Origin of the sequence: Collinsella aerofaciens, from assembly GCF_040920445.1 — a bacterium.
Lineage (GTDB): Bacteria > Actinomycetota > Coriobacteriia > Coriobacteriales > Coriobacteriaceae > Collinsella > Collinsella aerofaciens_BH.
In genome coordinates, this window is record NZ_JBCOTQ010000002.1 from 58,645 (window position 1) to 75,521 (window position 16,877).

At 60.4% G+C, this 16,877-nt stretch carries 17 protein-coding genes and 1 pseudogene; 17 read left to right on the forward strand and 1 reads right to left on the reverse strand.

The features are described 5' to 3' along the window. Nucleotides 1-6: 6 nt before the first annotated feature. From ruvX to AB5405_RS00620, 13 genes are all read left to right on the forward strand, one after another. Nucleotides 7-435 carry a Holliday junction resolvase RuvX gene (gene ruvX / locus AB5405_RS00560; protein ID WP_343000846.1) on the forward strand — a complete coding sequence of 143 codons (429 nt, stop codon included), beginning with the start codon at nt 7-9 and terminating at the stop codon, nt 433-435. Beyond that, the gene (gene mltG / locus AB5405_RS00565) at nt 428-1,861 is read left to right on the forward strand and encodes an endolytic transglycosylase MltG (protein WP_368137207.1); all 1,434 of its coding nucleotides are present in this window, start codon (nt 428-430) and stop codon (nt 1,859-1,861) included. The genes ruvX and mltG overlap by 8 nt, the downstream gene beginning before the upstream one ends. Before the next feature lies 1 nt (nt 1,862). Continuing rightward, nucleotides 1,863-2,360, forward strand: coding sequence for a YqeG family HAD IIIA-type phosphatase (locus AB5405_RS00570; RefSeq protein ID WP_368137208.1), 498 nt, complete (start codon nt 1,863-1,865; stop codon nt 2,358-2,360). Nucleotides 2,361-2,368: 8 nt separating this feature from the next. After that, nucleotides 2,369-2,902: a shikimate kinase gene (locus tag AB5405_RS00575; RefSeq protein ID WP_035138190.1), complete on the forward strand. Its 534-nt coding sequence runs from the start codon at nt 2,369-2,371 to the stop codon at nt 2,900-2,902. Then, on the forward strand, nt 2,899-4,008 hold the full coding sequence (locus AB5405_RS00580) for a hypothetical protein (protein WP_368137209.1): 1,110 nt from the start codon (nt 2,899-2,901) through the stop codon (nt 4,006-4,008). The genes AB5405_RS00575 and AB5405_RS00580 overlap by 4 nt, the downstream gene beginning before the upstream one ends. Nucleotides 4,009-4,140: 132 nt before the next feature. Further along, nucleotides 4,141-5,271, forward strand: a complete 1,131-nt coding sequence (locus AB5405_RS00585) for a M24 family metallopeptidase (RefSeq protein ID WP_368137210.1) — start codon at nt 4,141-4,143, stop codon at nt 5,269-5,271. A gap of 160 nt (nt 5,272-5,431) precedes the next feature. Then, on the forward strand, nt 5,432-5,995 hold the full coding sequence (gene efp / locus AB5405_RS00590; protein ID WP_118288930.1) for an elongation factor P: 564 nt from the start codon (nt 5,432-5,434) through the stop codon (nt 5,993-5,995). 24 nt (nt 5,996-6,019) lie between these two features. After that, nucleotides 6,020-6,382: an Asp23/Gls24 family envelope stress response protein gene (locus AB5405_RS00595; protein ID WP_138341164.1), complete on the forward strand. Its 363-nt coding sequence runs from the start codon at nt 6,020-6,022 to the stop codon at nt 6,380-6,382. A gap of 3 nt (nt 6,383-6,385) precedes the next feature. Next, nucleotides 6,386-6,970 carry a transcription antitermination factor NusB gene (gene nusB, locus AB5405_RS00600; protein ID WP_138341162.1) on the forward strand — a complete coding sequence of 195 codons (585 nt, stop codon included), beginning with the start codon at nt 6,386-6,388 and terminating at the stop codon, nt 6,968-6,970. A 2-nt stretch (nt 6,971-6,972) separates the two neighbouring features. Further along, complete coding sequence (locus AB5405_RS00605; RefSeq protein WP_006233978.1) at nt 6,973-7,212, forward strand: exodeoxyribonuclease VII small subunit; 240 nt, start codon at nt 6,973-6,975, stop codon at nt 7,210-7,212. Between the two features lie 35 nt (nt 7,213-7,247). Beyond that, nucleotides 7,248-8,051, forward strand: coding sequence for a TlyA family RNA methyltransferase (locus AB5405_RS00610; protein ID WP_368137217.1), 804 nt, complete (start codon nt 7,248-7,250; stop codon nt 8,049-8,051). Then, the gene (locus AB5405_RS00615; RefSeq protein WP_035138200.1) at nt 8,048-8,908 is read left to right on the forward strand and encodes an NAD(+)/NADH kinase; all 861 of its coding nucleotides are present in this window, start codon (nt 8,048-8,050) and stop codon (nt 8,906-8,908) included. The genes AB5405_RS00610 and AB5405_RS00615 overlap by 4 nt, the downstream gene beginning before the upstream one ends. Next, entirely contained in the window at nt 8,898-10,526 is a 1,629-nt protein-coding gene (locus AB5405_RS00620; RefSeq protein WP_368137212.1) for a DNA repair protein RecN, read from the forward strand. Before AB5405_RS00615 ends, AB5405_RS00620 begins: the two co-directional genes overlap by 11 nt. A gap of 59 nt (nt 10,527-10,585) precedes the next feature. Here AB5405_RS00620 and AB5405_RS00625 read toward each other — a convergent pair whose 3' ends face one another. Further along, on the reverse strand, nt 10,586-11,443 hold the full coding sequence (locus AB5405_RS00625; protein WP_117806188.1) for a MurR/RpiR family transcriptional regulator: 858 nt from the start codon (nt 11,441-11,443) through the stop codon (nt 10,586-10,588). A 272-nt stretch (nt 11,444-11,715) separates the two neighbouring features. On the opposite strand from AB5405_RS00625, the gene AB5405_RS00630 reads away from it, so the two are divergent. From AB5405_RS00630 to AB5405_RS00645, 4 genes and pseudogenes are all read left to right on the forward strand, one after another. Then, complete coding sequence (locus tag AB5405_RS00630; RefSeq protein WP_368137214.1) at nt 11,716-13,743, forward strand: fructose-specific PTS transporter subunit EIIC; 2,028 nt, start codon at nt 11,716-11,718, stop codon at nt 13,741-13,743. A gap of 525 nt (nt 13,744-14,268) precedes the next feature. After that, nucleotides 14,269-14,532, forward strand: coding sequence for an HPr family phosphocarrier protein (locus tag AB5405_RS00635; protein WP_022094575.1), 264 nt, complete (start codon nt 14,269-14,271; stop codon nt 14,530-14,532). A 133-nt stretch (nt 14,533-14,665) separates the two neighbouring features. After that, nucleotides 14,666-16,369 carry a phosphoenolpyruvate--protein phosphotransferase gene (ptsP, locus tag AB5405_RS00640; protein WP_035138206.1) on the forward strand — a complete coding sequence of 568 codons (1,704 nt, stop codon included), beginning with the start codon at nt 14,666-14,668 and terminating at the stop codon, nt 16,367-16,369. A gap of 74 nt (nt 16,370-16,443) precedes the next feature. Further along, nucleotides 16,444-16,877, forward strand: a pseudogene (locus tag AB5405_RS00645) (PfkB family carbohydrate kinase); the annotation flags it as partial.

Here is a 16,877-nt window from a genome sequence, read left to right on the forward strand (position 1 = left end):
GTCGCTGTGGTCGCGCTTGCGCTGGACATAGGGGAGACCAGGATCGGCATCGCCGTCTCGAGCCGTGATGGCATGATGGCGATGCCCGTCAAGGTGCTCCCGGCCGCCGAGGTCACCGGTATGGCCAAGACGTTCCGCTACCTGGTCGAGGACTATGAGCCCGACATCCTGGTTAGCGGACGTCCCTTGACCATGGCCGGTGAGCCCGGCCCCCAGGCCGAGCGCGTTGCCGCCGTGGCGCAAAAGATTGCCGACAAGCTCGATCTTCCACTGGAGTTTGAGGACGAACGTCTGTCTTCGCAAGAGGCCAAGCGTATCCTGCGCGAGCAGGGCCTCAACGAAAAGCAGATGAGGGGCAAGATCGACATGATTGCCGCCAGCCTGTTTTTGCAGACGTGGCTCGATCGTAAAAACGAGGAGGTTTCGCATGCCTAGCGCTTCCGGTCCGCGCCAGCAGAATCGTACACGGCAGCCGGCGTCGCGCCCTGCTCAGCCTGGCCAGCGTCCGGCACAGCCGACGCAGCGCGTAGCTCAGCCTGCCGCGCGCTCGGTGCAGTCCTTCTCTCATTCGGCCCAACCTGTTCAACGGACGGGTCAGCAGCCTTCTGCTCGTTCTGTTCAGCATTCGCCATCGCCCGCGGCTCAGCAGCCCACTGCTCGTACGGCCCAGCCTGCAGGCGGTACCCGCTTTAAGCAGCAGGCACCTACCCAGCGAACTCAGGCCCCTCAATCGCATTCGCATCACACTCGCGGTTCGCATGGCGTTGCTCCGGCGACCCGCTCGAGCTACAACACGCATGCTCGTCGCGGTGCTCAAAAGAAGAGTGCTCCGGTTCCCATGATCATCGGCGTTGTGGTGGCGGTGCTTGCGCTTGCTGCGATCGCTTTCTTTGTCGTGCCGGCCGTCAAGGGCTTCTTCGCCGGTGGGGATACCAAGGTCACGGCTGGTCAGCAGGTTACGGTGACCATTCCCGACGGTGCTTCGGGCGATACTATCGCCTCGATTCTCTCCGAGAACCATATCGTCGAAAATCCCAAGGATTACTATGCGGCGGTGAAAAAGCTCAACGCCGATATGTCGCTCAAGCCTGGCACCTATTCGTTTACCACGCTCATGGATGCGACCAAGGTTGTTCAGCAGCTCATGGAAGGTCCCAACGCGGGCTCCAATGCGCTGACTATCCCTGAGGGCCTAACGGTCGATCAAGTCGCCGACCGTGTGGCCCAGGCCTACGACGGCATCTCTAAGGAAGACTTCCTCAACCAGGCCAAGGCCTCCAACTACGTGGACGACTATAGCTTCCTTAAGGGCGCCGCCAACGACTCGCTTGAGGGTTTCTTGTTCCCCAAGACTTATTCGTTGGGCGATTCGCCGACGGCCGATGACGTGATTCGTGCTATGCTCGATCAGTTTAAGACCGAGTACAAGTCGCTTGACTTTGCGAGCTGCGAAGCCAAGATCAAGGAGCGCTATGGTGTGGAGATGTCCGACTACGACATCGTCAACTTGGCCTCTATCGTTGAGCGCGAGGGCCTCAACGCCGATCAACGTGCGCACGTGGCCTCGGTCTTCTACAACCGCCTTGCCGGCAAGCTCGACGGTCTGCGCTATCTCAACAGCGATGCGACCATGATGTATGTCACCGGTGGCGAGGTTACCGCCGACGACCTGCAGAGCGATAGTCCGTATAACACCTATAAGCACGAGGGCCTGCCGCCCACGCCCATCTGCTCTCCGTCGCTCGAGGCGCTTAAGGCCACGCTTGAGCCGACCGACTCCGATGACCTGTATTTCTACATTACGCAGGACGAGGAGTACTTCTCGCAAACCTACGAAGAGCATCAACAGTCTTGGAATTAGCATGAGAATTTTTAGCCCCAAACGATACGTTGCCTCGGTCGATCGCATCGACCTTGATACCCTTTGGGCCGACGGCAAACGCGCCGTTCTGCTCGATCGCGATAACACCCTGGTGCCGCGCGACACCGAGCAGGTTCCCGCCGCGGTTTCCGCTTGGCTCGATACCGCCCGCGCCAAAGGCTTTAAGCTGTGCATGGTGTCCAACAACTGGCATCGCGACCAGGTCATGGCATCAGCACGCGAGCTGGGACTCGAGGCCATCAGCCATGCCATGAAGCCGGCGCCGTTTGCCCTCAAGGCGGGTCTTAAGCGCCTCGGCGCCACGGCTGACGAGGCGGTGCTGATCGGTGATCAGCTCTACACGGACGTGTGGAGCGGCAACTTCGCCGGCGTCGATACCATCCTGGTAAAGCCGCAGGCGACGCAGGACCTGTGGTATACGCAGATCTTCCGTATCTTTGAGCGCCGGGCCCTGCGCGACCTTCCTTGCGAGGAATAGGTCTCGTCATGTCCCAGCACATCAAACACGGCTGCGACCATATCTTCTTTATCGGCTTTTTGGGCGCGGGCAAGTCGACGCTTGCGCGCAACGTGGGCACCATGTTCAAGCGGCGTTTTATCGATACCGACCGTCTGGTCGTGCGCCGTTGCGGCAAGTCGGTAACCGAGATTTTTGAGACCGAGGGCGAGGATCGTTTTCGCGAGCTCGAGACCTCGGCGCTCCGTTCGCTCCAAAGCGAGCGCAGCCTGTTGGTTTCGTGCGGGGGCGGTATCGTCGAAACGCCGGTGAATATTGAACTGATGCACGAAATGGGTACGTGCGTGTACCTCGAGGGCGACTTCGAGGATTCGATTCGACAGATTCGTCGGTCCGACACGCGCCCCGATTTCCGTTCGCCCGAGCATGCTGCGCGCCTGTTTGAGCATCGCCGTCCGCTGTATCGCCAGGCCGCCGACCTTACCCTTGATATTCGCAACAAGTCCTTCGAGGACGTTTCCTACCTTTGTGCCGAGATGCTTTTGGAGCGTGGGCTGCTATGATTCGCCGTCAACTGATCAATTTCCAAAACCGCAGCGTCGATGTCCGCGTCGGATTGGGCGCGTTCGATGAACTGTCGCGTATGTTTGCCTCGGCCGTGGGCAAGCCTAAGCGCGCGATGGTCGTTTGGAACACCGCCACATCCGAGCGTTTTGGTGAAGTCGTCGAGCATGCGCTGGTCGACGCCGGTTTTGCCGTGTCGCCGCTAGTCCTCGAGGTTTCGCCTGCTGGTGCCACGCTGGCCGATGCCGATGCGATCTTTGGCGCCCTGTCTGCCAACGGCGTTACCTGCGACGATCTGGTTGTCGCCGTTGGCGATGCCGCAACCTGCTCGGTTGTTAGCTGGTGCGCCAACCAGTGGTGTGGCCGAACCGAGTGCGCGCTGCTGCCGACGACCTTCGACGCCATGCTCACGGTCGCGACGACCATGAAGCCGCTCGTCGCCTCGCCGGCGAATGCGCTTCCCGCTATCGCGTTCCGTCCTGAGCCGGGCTTGGTCGTGTGTGACCTCGACCTTGTTCGCGAGGCGGACCCCGAGTACCTCAAGTTCGGCTATGTGGTGCTTGTTGGCACCATGCTTTCGAGCAGCAAGTCCCGCTGGAATCAGTTTACTGAGACCGTTCCCGAGATTCTCGCGGGCGAGGAGGTCGCGCTCGTCAATGCAGTTCAATGGTCTCAGACTGCCCGCAAGGACGTACTGATGGCCACGAACCCGAGCGCCCGCCATGCGCTCGATTTTGGCAAGACGGGGGAGCGTACCCTGCGCGCTTGCTTGGGCGATGCTGCTTCGCAGGTTCCTGCCTACCAGCTGTTGTCCGAGGGCATGCGCTTTGAGGCGCGCCTAGCACATGATGCCTGCGACTTCGATATCGATTACGTCTTTGAGGTCGATGACTGCCTAGAGGACTTTGGTATCGAGGAACTTGCCCTCGATCTGGAGCCTGCCGCATATATCGAGGAGTTCCGCAGGCAGCAGTTCGCTCGCTCGAATCGCAGCATGCTGCCGCTGCCCGCGGCACTCGGCGCCATTCGCCTAACGAACGTTGAGGACGAGGTTCTTGAGCGCCATGCTCACGCTTACTTGGCTTCTCGCAAAGAACTTCTCTAAGATTTATTGACATCCATCGTCTTTCGTATCATGTTGAGGGACGGGTTTCCAATCGGTTGCGGTTCGCATGCGATTCCGACGTTCGGTTGAGACCCGTCCCGTCTTTATAGAGACAATAAGAAAGGAATCTGCATGTCTGAGTTTGCTGCCGGTCCTGCCGGTCGTATCGAACGTGTCCGTGCCCTGATGGTCGAGCGCGGCTACGACGCTATCGTGGTACGCGACGAGGCCAATCTTCGTTGGCTCACGGGCGTGAAGGGCGTCTTCGACTACACCTTCGAGTTCCCGCACGCGGCGTTTATTACGGCTGACCAGTGCCTGTTCCATACCGACTCGCGCTACCTCAACAGCTTTGAGGAGAACACGCCCGCCGGCAGCCCTTGGGTCTATGACATGGACGAGGGCAACATCCCCGGTTGGGTCGCCGGCAAGATCGCAGCCAACAAGTGCCGCGTCTGCGCTGTCGAGGACGATATGCAGATCAACTTCTACCAGGGCATTCAGCGTGGTCTGGAGGATCGTTCCGTCGCCTGCATGTTGCCGCTGATGCATGACGACATCCGCAAGATGCGCGCCATCAAGGATGCCGAGGAGATCGAGCTCATGCGCCATGCACAGTCGATCACTGACGCCGCCTTCCAGCACATGCTCGGCTTTATTAAGCCCGGTATGACCGAGAAGCAGGTTCGCAACGAGCTCGAGAACTTTATGTTCGCCAACGGCGCTGACAGCCTTGCCTTCGGCTCCATCGTAGCGAGCGGTCCCAACACCGCCAACCCGCATGCCGTGCCGAGCGACCGCGTGATCGAGAAGGGCGACTTTGTCCTCATGGATTACGGCGCGGGCTACTGCGATTATCGTTCCGATATGACGCGCACCGTCGTGATGGGCGAGCCCACGCAGGAACAGCTCGACCTGTATGCGCTCGTGCGCCGTACGCACGAGGAATGCGTCGCCGCCATCCATCCGGGCGTCGAGGGCAACGACATTTTCAAGCTTTCCAAGAAGATCATCGGCGATGCCGGCTATGGCGATTACTACAACCATGGTCTGGGCCACGGCGTGGGCATCGACATCCACGAGCTGCCCAACTTCAACCGCAGCAAGAACACCATCGAGATCGGCTCGGTTGTCACCATGGAGCCCGGCGTCTACCTGCCCGGCGTGGGCGGCGTGCGCCTTGAGGACTACGGCGTGGTCACCGAGAACGGCTACGAGCCCTTCACCAAGACCCCGCACGACCTGCACGTTATCGACTGCTAGTCTACTTCGGTAGATAGTTTGGGGCGGGGCGTTCGGATCGATTCGGACGCCCCGCGTTCTCTTTTTATGCGCTCGCTGCAGGCGCCGTCTGCAAGTGTATAATTTCTGTCGTATGTAATTTGGACGCTTGTGCGTTCTGCCCATAACAAGAAAGGTCGCTATGCCTACCATTTCTACCGCCGACTTCAAGAACGGCCTCGGTCTCCGCATCAAGGACAAGGTCTACACCATCGTCGAGTTCCAGCATGTCAAGCCGGGCAAGGGCGGCGCGTTTGTGCGCTACAAGACCCGCGACATCAAGAGCGGCCGCGTCGTCGAGAACACCTGCAACGCCGGCACCAAGTTCGAGAGCGTCATGCTTACCACCCGCGAGTTCCAGTATCTCTACAACGATGGCGCCGACTACATCTTCATGGACAACGAGTCCTATGAGCAGGTTCCCGTTCCCGAGGACATGGTGGGCGAGAACTCCAAGTGGCTGCGCGAGAACGACATCTGCCAGCTGCTCTTCGCCGACGATGAGCTCATGGGCGTGACCCCCCCGATGTTCATCGAGACCACCATCGTCCAGACCGACCCGGGCTTTAAGGGCGACACCGTCCAGGGTTCCACCAAGCCGGCCACGATTGACACCGGCGCTGTCATCCAGGTCCCCATGTACCTCAACGAGGGCGAGGTCATCAAGGTTGACACCCGCGACGGCAAGTTCGTCTCCCGCGTCTAGCAACCAACTCTTCTAGGAGGACTCATGCCCCAGGAAATCAAGATTGACGGCATCGGCATTTCGCCCGATGTTCTGACCGCCATCGTCTCGCGCGCCGTGTCGGATGTCGAGGGCATCGCCTCCGTTGGCGTCAAGGACCTTGCCACCAACCTTGTCTCCATGATGCTCTCGTCCAAGGCCCCGGCTTCCGAGCCGGCGGTCGAGGCCGAGGTCGTTGGCGGCAAGCTCGCACTCACCGTGCGTGTCGTGGTGTTCTTTGGCTATCCGTTCAAGAAACTCGCCGAGGCCGTTCGCGTCGCCGTGGTCGCCGCCATCGATGCTCAGGTGGGCGTCGAGGTTGAGCGCGTTGACGTTTGCATTGACGGCCTCGTTTTCCCCAAGGAGTAACCTTTGAGCCTTAAGGTTTATCGCGGGCGTACGCTTGCCCGCAGTCAGGCGCTGCAGCTGCTGTTCCAGGCCGAGGCCACGGACAGCCCGCTCGAGCGCGTCCTCGAGGGTGATTTCCTGATCTCGAAGGGTCCCCTCGACCCCTATGCGTTGGAGCTGTGCCGCGGTGCCTACGAGCATATCGACCGCATCGACTGCGCTCTGCGATCCGTTGCCAAGAACTGGGATCTTATGCGCATGCCCGGCGCCGACCGCAATCTGCTGCGTATCGCTGTTTACGAGATGCGTTTCCTCACCGACGAGGAGGTCTCGGACGCCATCGTGATCAACGAGGCTGTCGAGCTTGCCAAGGCCTATGGCACCGACCAGTCCGCGTCGTTCGTCAACGGCGTGCTGGGCAAGATCGCTCGCAGCGAGGAGCTGCCGGGCGAGGGCCTGTACCAGGAGCTGCTGGCCGAAGATCGCGCTCGCGAGGAGGCGCAGGCTGCCGAGGCTGCCGCCAAGGTTGCGGTTGCTCAGGCTGAGGCTGGCGTGCTGGCCGAGGATGCGGACGCCGCCGAGGCTGACATCGACTCCGTCGAGGAGTAGCCATGCCAGAGGGTTCTGTCCGTAACTTTGATGAGATTTCGGACCGTCTGGATCAGATCATCGCTACCGTTCGCTCCAAGGATACCTCCTTGGAGCGTTCGCTCGATTTGTTTGACGAAGCGATTGAGCTGGGCTCCCGCGCGGTCGATATGGTCGACAAGTTTGAGTTGACGCCGCGTGAGGCCGACAAGCTCGAGCAGGAATACGATGAGGATGCGGCAAACGAATCCCAGGATAGCTAGGCCGCATCTCCGGATACGAATGGTTGATGGCATTCATGAAACGCGTGCGTCTTGATGACGAACTGATTTCACAGGGCATCTGCGCCGATCGCGCGGATGCCCTTCGCACTATTATGGCCGGCTTGGTCTCGAGTGGCGGTGAGCGCTTGACTTCGCCGGGCCTTAAGGTGACCCCGGGCCTGCCGCTGCACGTGAAGGGGCGCATTCCCTATGTTGGCCGCGGCGGTCTTAAGCTCGAAGGCGCACTTGATGCGTTTGGCATCAATCCGACGGGCCTTGCCTGTCTGGATGTGGGCTGCTCTACCGGCGGCTTTACCGATTGCCTGCTCAAGCGCGGAGCTGCGACCGTTGTCTCGGTGGACGTGGGTCGCGCCCAGTTCGATTGGTCGCTGCGCCAAGACGATCGTGTGACGCTCCACGAGCGCACGAATGTGACGCAGTTGCCCGAGCTCGGCTACGGCGGTGCTATCGATCTGGCCGTGTGCGATGTATCGTTTACGAGTATCGCGAATATCATCGACGCCGTGCTGGCGTGCCTGAAGCCTTCGGGTTCGTTTTGCACGCTCGTAAAGCCGCAGTTTGAGGCTCCGGCTGCGCTGGTGGGTGAGGGCGGCATTGTGACCGATCCCGCCGTGCGCCACGATACACTCGTGGCGGCGGTTGAACTCTTTGCTGCCAAGGGCCTGTTCCCGGTCGATGTCTGCGTGTCGCCCATTCATGGTGCCAAGGGAAACGTTGAGTTTTTCCTGTACGGCACGAGGTTTGCCCCCGGCGAGCGCGCCGACGATGAGCTGCAATCCCAGGTATCGGTTTTGAGCGAGAAAGCTGCAACGCTATGAAGGTCTTTCTGGTTCCCAATTACTACAAGCAAGAGGCGGTCGAGAGCGGCCTGATGCTCGAGCTTTGGCTGACGCGCCAGGGCTATGAAGTCGCATGGGCTGCCGACCAGCGATCGAAGATTCAAAGCACGCCTGATATTGACGGCTCCGATCTGGTCATTACGCTCGGCGGCGACGGTACGTTGCTGCGCGCTGCCCGCATCCTCAACCATCGCGAGATTCCTATCCTCGGTCTTTCCTATGGTCACCTGGGCTTTTTAACTGCTGCGAGCCCCGAGGAGCGCGACATTCTGCAGGTCGTGAGTGACGCCCTGTCCGGCGAGCTGCACGTGAGCCGTCGCGCCACCATCGCCGCGGATATCGTGTCCGTGCGCGAAGACGGTACGAAGGATGTCGTGCGCACCTTCGCCCTCAACGACATGGCGCTTACGCGCGGCCCCCTGTCCGATATGGTCGAGTTTGACATCACGGTGTCCGGTCACCATATCGACCGCCTACGCGGTGACGGTGTCGTCGTTTCGACGGCGACTGGTTCTACGGGTTACGCGCTCAGCGCCGGTGGCCCCATCGTGAGCCCTGACTATACGGGCATGGTCTGCGTACCCATTGCGCCGCACACCATTCAGGCTCGTGCCTTTTTGACTTCGCCGAGTGATGTCGTCGAGATCTTTATGTCTGATGACCGTCCGAGTGTTCCGGCGATCGCTATCGATGGACAGTTTATTACCTGCGATGGTACCGTTGAGAGCGTGGCCGTGCGTCGCGGTCCCGGTGATGTGCTGCTGCTGGATTACGGCCCCGAGAGCTTCTATAACTCGGTGAGCCGTGTGTTCTACGGAGTGCGTCATGATCGATGAGCTGCAGGTTTATAACATTGCACTCATTCGCGATGCGACGCTGGTGCCGAGTGCCGGCCTGACTGTCCTGACTGGCGAGACTGGCGCCGGCAAGACCGCGCTGCTCTCGGCCCTCAAGCTTATTTTGGGCGAGCGTGCGGATTCGTCGACGGTGCGCGAGGGCGAGGCACTGGCGAGCGTCGAGGCGCGACTCTTCGACGGGCCGCACGACACGGAGGGGTTCACCGTACAGCGCAGCCTTTCTGCCGAGGGCCGCAGCCGCGTGAAGATTGACGGCCGCATTGCCAGCGTGCGCGAGCTTTCGGAGCGCGTCGGCGTGATGATGGATCTATGTGGCCAGCATGAACATCAGCGCCTGCTCGACCCGGCGCACCATGTTGCCATGGTCGATGCTTGGGCTGGGCGCGCGGCGCTTGAGGCGCTCGAGAAGTATCGCACCTGCTTTAAGGCTTCGCGTGCCGCCGCCAAGGAGCTTCGCCGTGTGGAGGAAGCCTCGCGTGCGCAGGGGAGTCGCGTCGAGGAAGCGCGTTTTGCCCTCGAGCGTATCGCCGAGGTCGACCCTAAGCCAGGCGAGTACGAGGAACTCGAGGAGCTGCTGCCTCGCTCGGAGCACGTCGAGGTCTTGGTGGCGACGGCAAACGAGGCCCATGCATCGCTTGCTGCCGAAGGGGGAGCGCTCGATGCCGTGAACGGCGCCGTGGCCGAGCTTTCCCGCATGGCGACCGTTGACCGCAAGCTAGGTGACATCGCAGACGCACTTTCGGACGCCTGCATCTCACTCGAGGACTGCGCCAACGAGCTGCGCGCCTATCGCGATGGTGTTGCGTTTGACCCTCGTGAGCTCACTCGCATGCGCGAGCGGTATTCCGACCTTAAGGGACTTCTGAGGCAGTGGGGTCCCACCATGGATGACGTGTTTTCCATGCGCGATCGCTCGCAAGAGCTTTTGTCGCTGGTAGACGATGGTGATGAGCAGATCAAGAAGGCGCGTGAAGCGCTTGGCGCAGCGGAGCATGAACTGTTTGCCGCCGCCAAGGCGCTTAAGCGTGCACGCAATACGGCGGCTCCGCGTTTTTGTCACGAGGTTGGCCGTCAGATGGCGCGCTTGGAGATGGGTAGTGCCGAGCTCGTCTGGGAGTCGAGCGATCTTCCCCGTGCTGAGTGGACGCCCGTTGGTCCTTCGAGCTACGAGCTGCTATACCGCAGCGGTGCCGGCTTGACGCCACGTCCCCTGCGCCGCATTGCGTCGGGCGGCGAGCTCAGCCGCGTCATGCTGGCGAGCAAGGTTGTCCTCGGTAACGCGGACGGCGTCGACACTCTGGTATTCGACGAGGTCGATGCCGGTGTCGGCGGCTCTACGGCTCGTGCTCTTGCTGGTGTGCTGGCCGATCTTGCCGCTACGCATCAGGTCATCGTCGTAACGCACCTTGCGCAGGTTGCGGTCATGGCCGACAAGCATTACGTGGTCAGCAAGGAGCCAGGCGATGTTCCCCAGACGCACCTGGACGAGGTGACCGGTGATGCCCGCACCGCAGAGATCGCCCGCATGTTGAGTGGCGATCAGTCCGAGGCAAGCTTGGCCCACGCAAAGCAGATGCTCGAAGAAGCTCGAGGTTAGGTCGTATCAGCGGTCTTGGTGGGACAAAATAGACTGAAATTTTTGTCCCACTACGCGTTTTACTCAACGACCTTGTCCGGCTGGATGAGCTCCTCGTAGTAGCTGATATGTTCGCGAGCGTCTTCAATCTCGGGCAGCAGGAAGTTGTAGATGACTTCGATGATCATCGTGGCGCTGATCTTGGAGAACGCAAAGTCGCCCGTCGTCAGCAGCGCTTCGTGGTTGACGGTATTAAACGTGTAGTCTGCCAGGCGCGCGAGCGGGGATTTGCTGTCGCTGCTGATGACGACTACGGTTGCGCCGCAGTCGCGAGCCGCTTTTGCCATGCGATTCAGTCGGCGCGATTTGCCGGAGTTTGAGATGAGCACGATGACGTCACCCGGGCGCAACGTGAGCGCAAAGCCGATTGATGTCTCGCTTATGGTGCTCGCCATGCAGCGCAGGCCCAGCTGCGAAAACTTAAACGTCGCATCGAGCGCGACCGCGTTCGTATTGCCCACAGCTGCAAACTCAATAACCCCTGCATGCTTAAGGGCATGCACAACAGCCGCCAGCGTATCGTGGTCGATCCCGTCGATGGTCGCATTAAGCTCGCTCACCTTGGCAGCCAGGATGTTCTTGAGGCTCTGCTCCATATTGTCGAGCGAGACCTCGTCAGTCAGGCCCTCGTTGCGCTGGCTTTCCAAATCCCTCGCCAACGAAAACTGAAAGCTGCGGAAGCTGCCAAAGCCAAGCTTGCGGCAGAAGCGCGAAACGGTCGCCTCGGACGTGGCGGCGGCGCGTGAGAGCTGAGCGGCCGTGAGGCGCGGCGCCTCGGACTGGTGCTCCAATATATAGTCGACAATGCGCTGCTCGGACTCGCTGTATCCCTGATGGGTACTAATGAGGGAAAGTGCGCTCTTGCTACTATCGGTCATGGATGGCTCCTGGTTGGCATGAAAATCGGACTCGTTTTGTAATGCCATAGTATAGGGGGATTTTCAATTACAAGATACACCTTGCCGTTTCAAGTGTTGATGGTAAACTTTCACCTACCGTTTACGGTTATGAAAGAACCTTTCACCGGAGAATTGCACCTTGTCTCTTCTCACGCGGACGGTAGGTTGGTATCTTTCAGTTGTGGAAAAACGCGCATCGAAGCGCGTGTAGGGGAGCGCCCGCGGGCGCTGTACTCAAGAAGGAGGGACACATGGCTAAGTTTGACATCATCGCCGCGACCGGTTGCCCGACCGGCATTGCGCACACCTTCATGGCTAAGGAGGCGCTGGAGAAGGCAGCTGCCGAGCGCGGTCTGACCATTAAGGTTGAGACTCATGGCCAGGTCGGTGTCGAGAACGAGCTCACCAAGAGTGAGATCGCTGGTGCCAAGGCCGTCGTCGTCGCAGCCGACAAGGATGTCCAGGCTGAGCGTTTCGCCGGCAAGCCCATGGTTTCCGTTGGTGTTTCCAAGGCCCTGTCCGTTGAGGCCGCCGGTAAGCTGATTGACCGCGCGCTCGCCGCCAAGGGTGACGACACGGTTGCAGCTGCTGCCGATATCGAGGATGAGGGCGAGGAGAAGGAGTCCATCGGCCACATCATCTACAAGCACCTCATGAACGGCGTCAGCCACATGCTGGTCTTCGTTGTTGCTGGTGGTGTTCTGACCGCTGTCTCGTTCCTGTGGGGCATTACGTCCTTCGATTCGACGGCGTCTGACTACAACAGCTTTGCTGCGATGCTCAAGATCATCGGCGGCATCGCCATGAACCTTATGGTTCCGGTGCTTTCCGCCTACATCGCCGAATCCATCGGCAAGCGCCCGGCGCTCGTCCCCGGCTTCGTTGCCGGTATGATCGCCATCCAGGGCCTGCCTGTTAACGCCGAGACCGGCATGATCGACGCCGGTGGCGCCGGCGTGGGCTTCGGCTTCCTGGGCGGCATCGTCGGCGGCTTCCTTGCCGGTTATGTCATCCTGCTGCTCGAGAAGGTCTTTGCCGGTCTGCCCAAGAACCTGGACGGCCTCAAGGCTATCTTCCTGTACCCGCTGTTCTCGACGGCTATCGTCGGCCTGGTCATGCTTGGCATTTCCGGCCCCATGGCTGCCATCAACACCGCCATGATGGACTTCCTCAAGGGCCTGTCCGCCTCTGGCGCCGTTGTCCTGGGTCTTGCTATCGGCTGCATGTGCGCCTTTGACATGGGTGGCCCGGTCAACAAGGCTGCTTATGTCACCGGTACCGCTATGCTCACCGAGGCTTTGGCCGCCGGTGTTGGAACCGATACCTACAACTTCGGCACCAACTTCATGGCTGCCGTATCCGCCGCCTGCATCGTTCCGCCGCTGATCACCACCTTTGCCGTCGTTGTCGGCAAGAAGTACTTCAGCCAGGAGGATCACGACGCCGGTGTCGTCAACCTCATCCTTGGTTGCACCCACATCACCGAGGGCGCCATTCCGTTCATGACCAAGAACATCTGGCCCGTCATGCCCATCATGATGCTCGGTTCCTCTATCGCTTCGATTCTGACCATTATGTTCAACGTTCATGATCCGGCGCCCCACGGTGGCTTCCTGGTCCTGCCCGTTGTCGAGAACGGCCCGCTTTGGGTCCTCGCGATCCTCATCGGCGCTGTGGTCGGTGGCATCCTGTTCGTGGCCTTCAAGAAGTACGACTTCGAGAAGAATCAGAAGGCCGCTCCTGCAGCCAAGCCGGTTGAGGCCCCCAAGGCCGCTGCCGTCGAGGCCCCCAAGGCCGCTGCCGTCGAGGCCCCCAAGGCCGAGGCTGCCGACTTCGTGAAGGTCGAGAATGTTTTTGTCGCCGAGGACTTCGCTTCTCGTGACGAGGCTCTGAGCTTCGTTTCCAACCAGGCTGTCAAGGCCGGTATCGCCAGCGACGCCGACACCGTGATGAACGCCTTCCTGGCCCGCGAGGCCGAGGGCACCACGGGCATGATGGAGGGCTTCGCCATCCCGCATGCCAAGTCCGACGCCATTACCGAGGCTGCCGTCATCGTCGTCAAGGATGAGTCCGGCGTGACCGGTTGGGACACCATGGACGGCGCTCCCGTTAACGTGGCCATCGCTCTGCTCATCCCCGGTGCCCAGGCTGGCACCACGCACCTCAAGATCCTGTCCAAGGTCGCCGAGGCGCTCATGGACGAGGACTTCCGTGCCACCGTCAAGGGTTCCACCGACGCCGCCGAGATCGCCAAGACGATCAACGCCCGCCTGGTCTAATCCCCCAGCTCGCGAATAACATCGCCCCCTGTAATAAAGGCGAGGACTCCACCCGGAGCCCCCGCCTTTATTCATTCCTTTCTGTAAGGTGCGTTGAAATAGGGACCGTTTAAACGTTTCAACTGCAAAATCAGTCCCTATTTCACCGCAACTTGCAGAAGGGCATAGAGGGAACTGCCCATTGAGTCTTTGTCGCGAACAGATCCTCAGCCAGAATTCCGTTCCGCCGATATTGTTCTGGACCGACCGAGTTTCCGCAGCTCGCCCGCCGGGCGGGGCGATTAAGTTTGTCGCGAGTTCCGCACGCAAAGGAAAGCACTTAATGTGCTTTCCGTCTTGCGCAGGACTGTAGAGCAGCAAACTTAACCGCCCCGCCCGGCGGGCGAGCGCAGGGATACGACATCTGTCCAACAATTCGTGTGAAACACAATGAAAAACCGTTTGATGTGAGTTAATATAAACAACGTCGTGAATCTGACTCCTGCCACATGCATGACAGGGGTTAAACACAAAAAGGAGTCAATTATGGTTTCTGAGAAGGCTACCCTCGTTAATCCTCAGGGTCTGCACATGCGTCCGGCTGGTCTGTTCGCCTCCACCATGGGCAAGTACGCCTGTGACGTGACGGTCGTCACCCCCGAGAAGGAGGTCAACGGCAAGTCCCCGATGGCCCTCATGGCTGCTGGTATCCCCTGCGGCACCGAGGTCGAGGTCAAGTGCGACGGCGCTGACGAGGCCGAGGCTCTGGCTGCTGCCATCGAGCTCATCAAGAGCGGTCTTGGCGAGTAGAACTCAAACGGGTCGCATGTTGAACAACTAAGTTCATATTTGGGGGCGCAGTGACCTGTTGTAAGGTAGCTGCGCTCTTTTGTCATGGATATGGCAAAACGCTTTATCACATGACACGGAGAGAGGAATGGGAATGTATCAGGGAGTCAACGCTTCCGAGGGCATCGGTATCGGCACCGTCATGGTTGCCGTCGATCCCGACTTGACGTTTGAGCCGCACGAGGTTGCTGATTCGGCAGCAGAGAAGGAGCGCTATCAGTCCGCTCTTTCGGTCTTCTGCGAGAAGACCCAGGCTCAGGCCGACCACATGAAGGAGACGGTGGGCGAGGCCGAGGCCGAGATCATGAGCGGACACATTGTCCTGGCTCAGGACCCGGGCATGACCGACGCCATCAACGCCGCCATTGACGGCGGTACCTGCGCCGAGCAGGCGCTCATGGACACCTCGACCATGTTCGAGAACATGTTCCTGTCCATGGACGACGAGATGTTCCGTCTGCGCGCGGCCGACATCGCCGACATCCGCACCGGTATTCTGGCCGAGCTGCTGGGCAAGGAGGTCGTCGACCTCTCCGTCCTGCCCGAGAACACCGTCGTTGTCGTGCACGACCTTACGCCGTCCATGACTGCCACGATCGATAAGGCCCACGTTGCCGGTATCGTCACCGAGACCGGTGGCCGCACGTCGCACTCCGCGATCATTGCGCGCGCCCTCGAGATCCCGGCTGTCCTTTCGGTTTCCAACAGCTGCACCGCGCTGCGCAACGGTATGACCGTTGTCGTCGACGGCGGCAAGGGTATCGTCGAGGCCGATCCCGACGAGGAGACGCTCGCTGCCTACACCGCCAAGGCCGAGGCCTTCGCTGCCGAGAAGGCAGCCCTCGAGGCCTTCCGCGGCAAGCCGTCCGTGACTGCCGATGGCATCAAGAAGATCATCGCCTGCAACATCGGTAACCCCGATGACGTGCCCAACGCGCTCGATCACGACGCCGAGGCCATCGGTCTGTTCCGCTCCGAGTTCCTGTTCATGGACTCTGCTGAGCTTCCTTCCGAGGAGGAGCAGTTCAACGCCTACCGTAAGGTCGCCAGCGCGCTCAAGGGTGCTCCGGTCATCATCCGCACGCTCGATGTTGGCGGCGACAAGGAGATTCCGTATCTGCACATGGTCAAGGAAGATAACCCCTTCATGGGCTTCCGCGCCGTGCGTTACTGCCTGGCCAATCCCGACCAGTACAAGGTCCAGCTCCGCGCTCTGCTGCGCGCTAGCGCCTTCGGTGACGTCAAGATCATGATCCCGCTCGTCACCTGCGTCGAGGAGGTCTTGGCTGTCAAGGAGCTCGTCGAGCAGTGCAAGGCCGAGCTGACCGAAGAGGGTCGCAAGTTCAACGAGAACATCGAGGTCGGCATCATGGTCGAGACGCCCGCCGCTTCGCTGCTCGCAGACCGTCTTGCCGAGGTTGCCGACTTCTTCTCCATCGGCACCAACGACCTGATCGGCTACACCATGTGCGCCGACCGTGGTAACGACACCATCTCCAACCTGTACCAGGTGTACTATCCCGCCGTGCTCCGCTCGCTCAAGAACATCATCGAGAGCGGAGTTAAGGCCGGTATCATGGTCGGTATGTGCGGCGAGGCCGCTGCCGATCCGCTGCTCGAGCCGCTGCTGATCAGCTGGGGCCTGGAGGAGTTCTCGATGAGCGCTCCGTCGATCCTGCGCGCCCGCAAGACCATCAGCCAGTGGACCAAGGCCGAGTGCGACGAGCTCGCCGAGAAGGCGCTCGCCTGCAACACCGCCGCCGAGGTCAAGGCACTGCTCGAGTCCGCAGCTCGCTAATTTGGTATCAGAGGTAACCGCGTGGTTGGAATGGGCCGGCCACGCGGCCCTCACATATACAGGGGGTACTGTAAATGTTCTACACGCTAACCGCTAACCCGGCTGTCGACATGACGGTTTCGAGCTCTCCGCTCGAGCCCGACGAGAACGTCCGCACCGGCTCGGCCAGCTACACGGCTAACGGCAAGGGCCTCGACGTGTCCTTCGCCTTTAAGAAGATGGGCGTTGACACCGTCGCACTCGGCTTCTTCGCTGGCTTCACGGGCAAGTTTATCGTCGAGGAGGTCATGAACCTGGGCTGCCTGTGCCGCCCGGTCTGGACCGACGGTATCACGCGCATCAACACCTACGTCAACGATGGCCAGCACGAGTACGGCATCCTGAACCCCGGCGCTCCTATTACGCCGCAGCACCAGGAGGAGCTCTACAACATCCTGGACACCGCGGGCGATCTCGAGTGCCTGATCGTTTCCGGCTCCGTGCCTCCCAAAGCTACGCCCGACTTCCT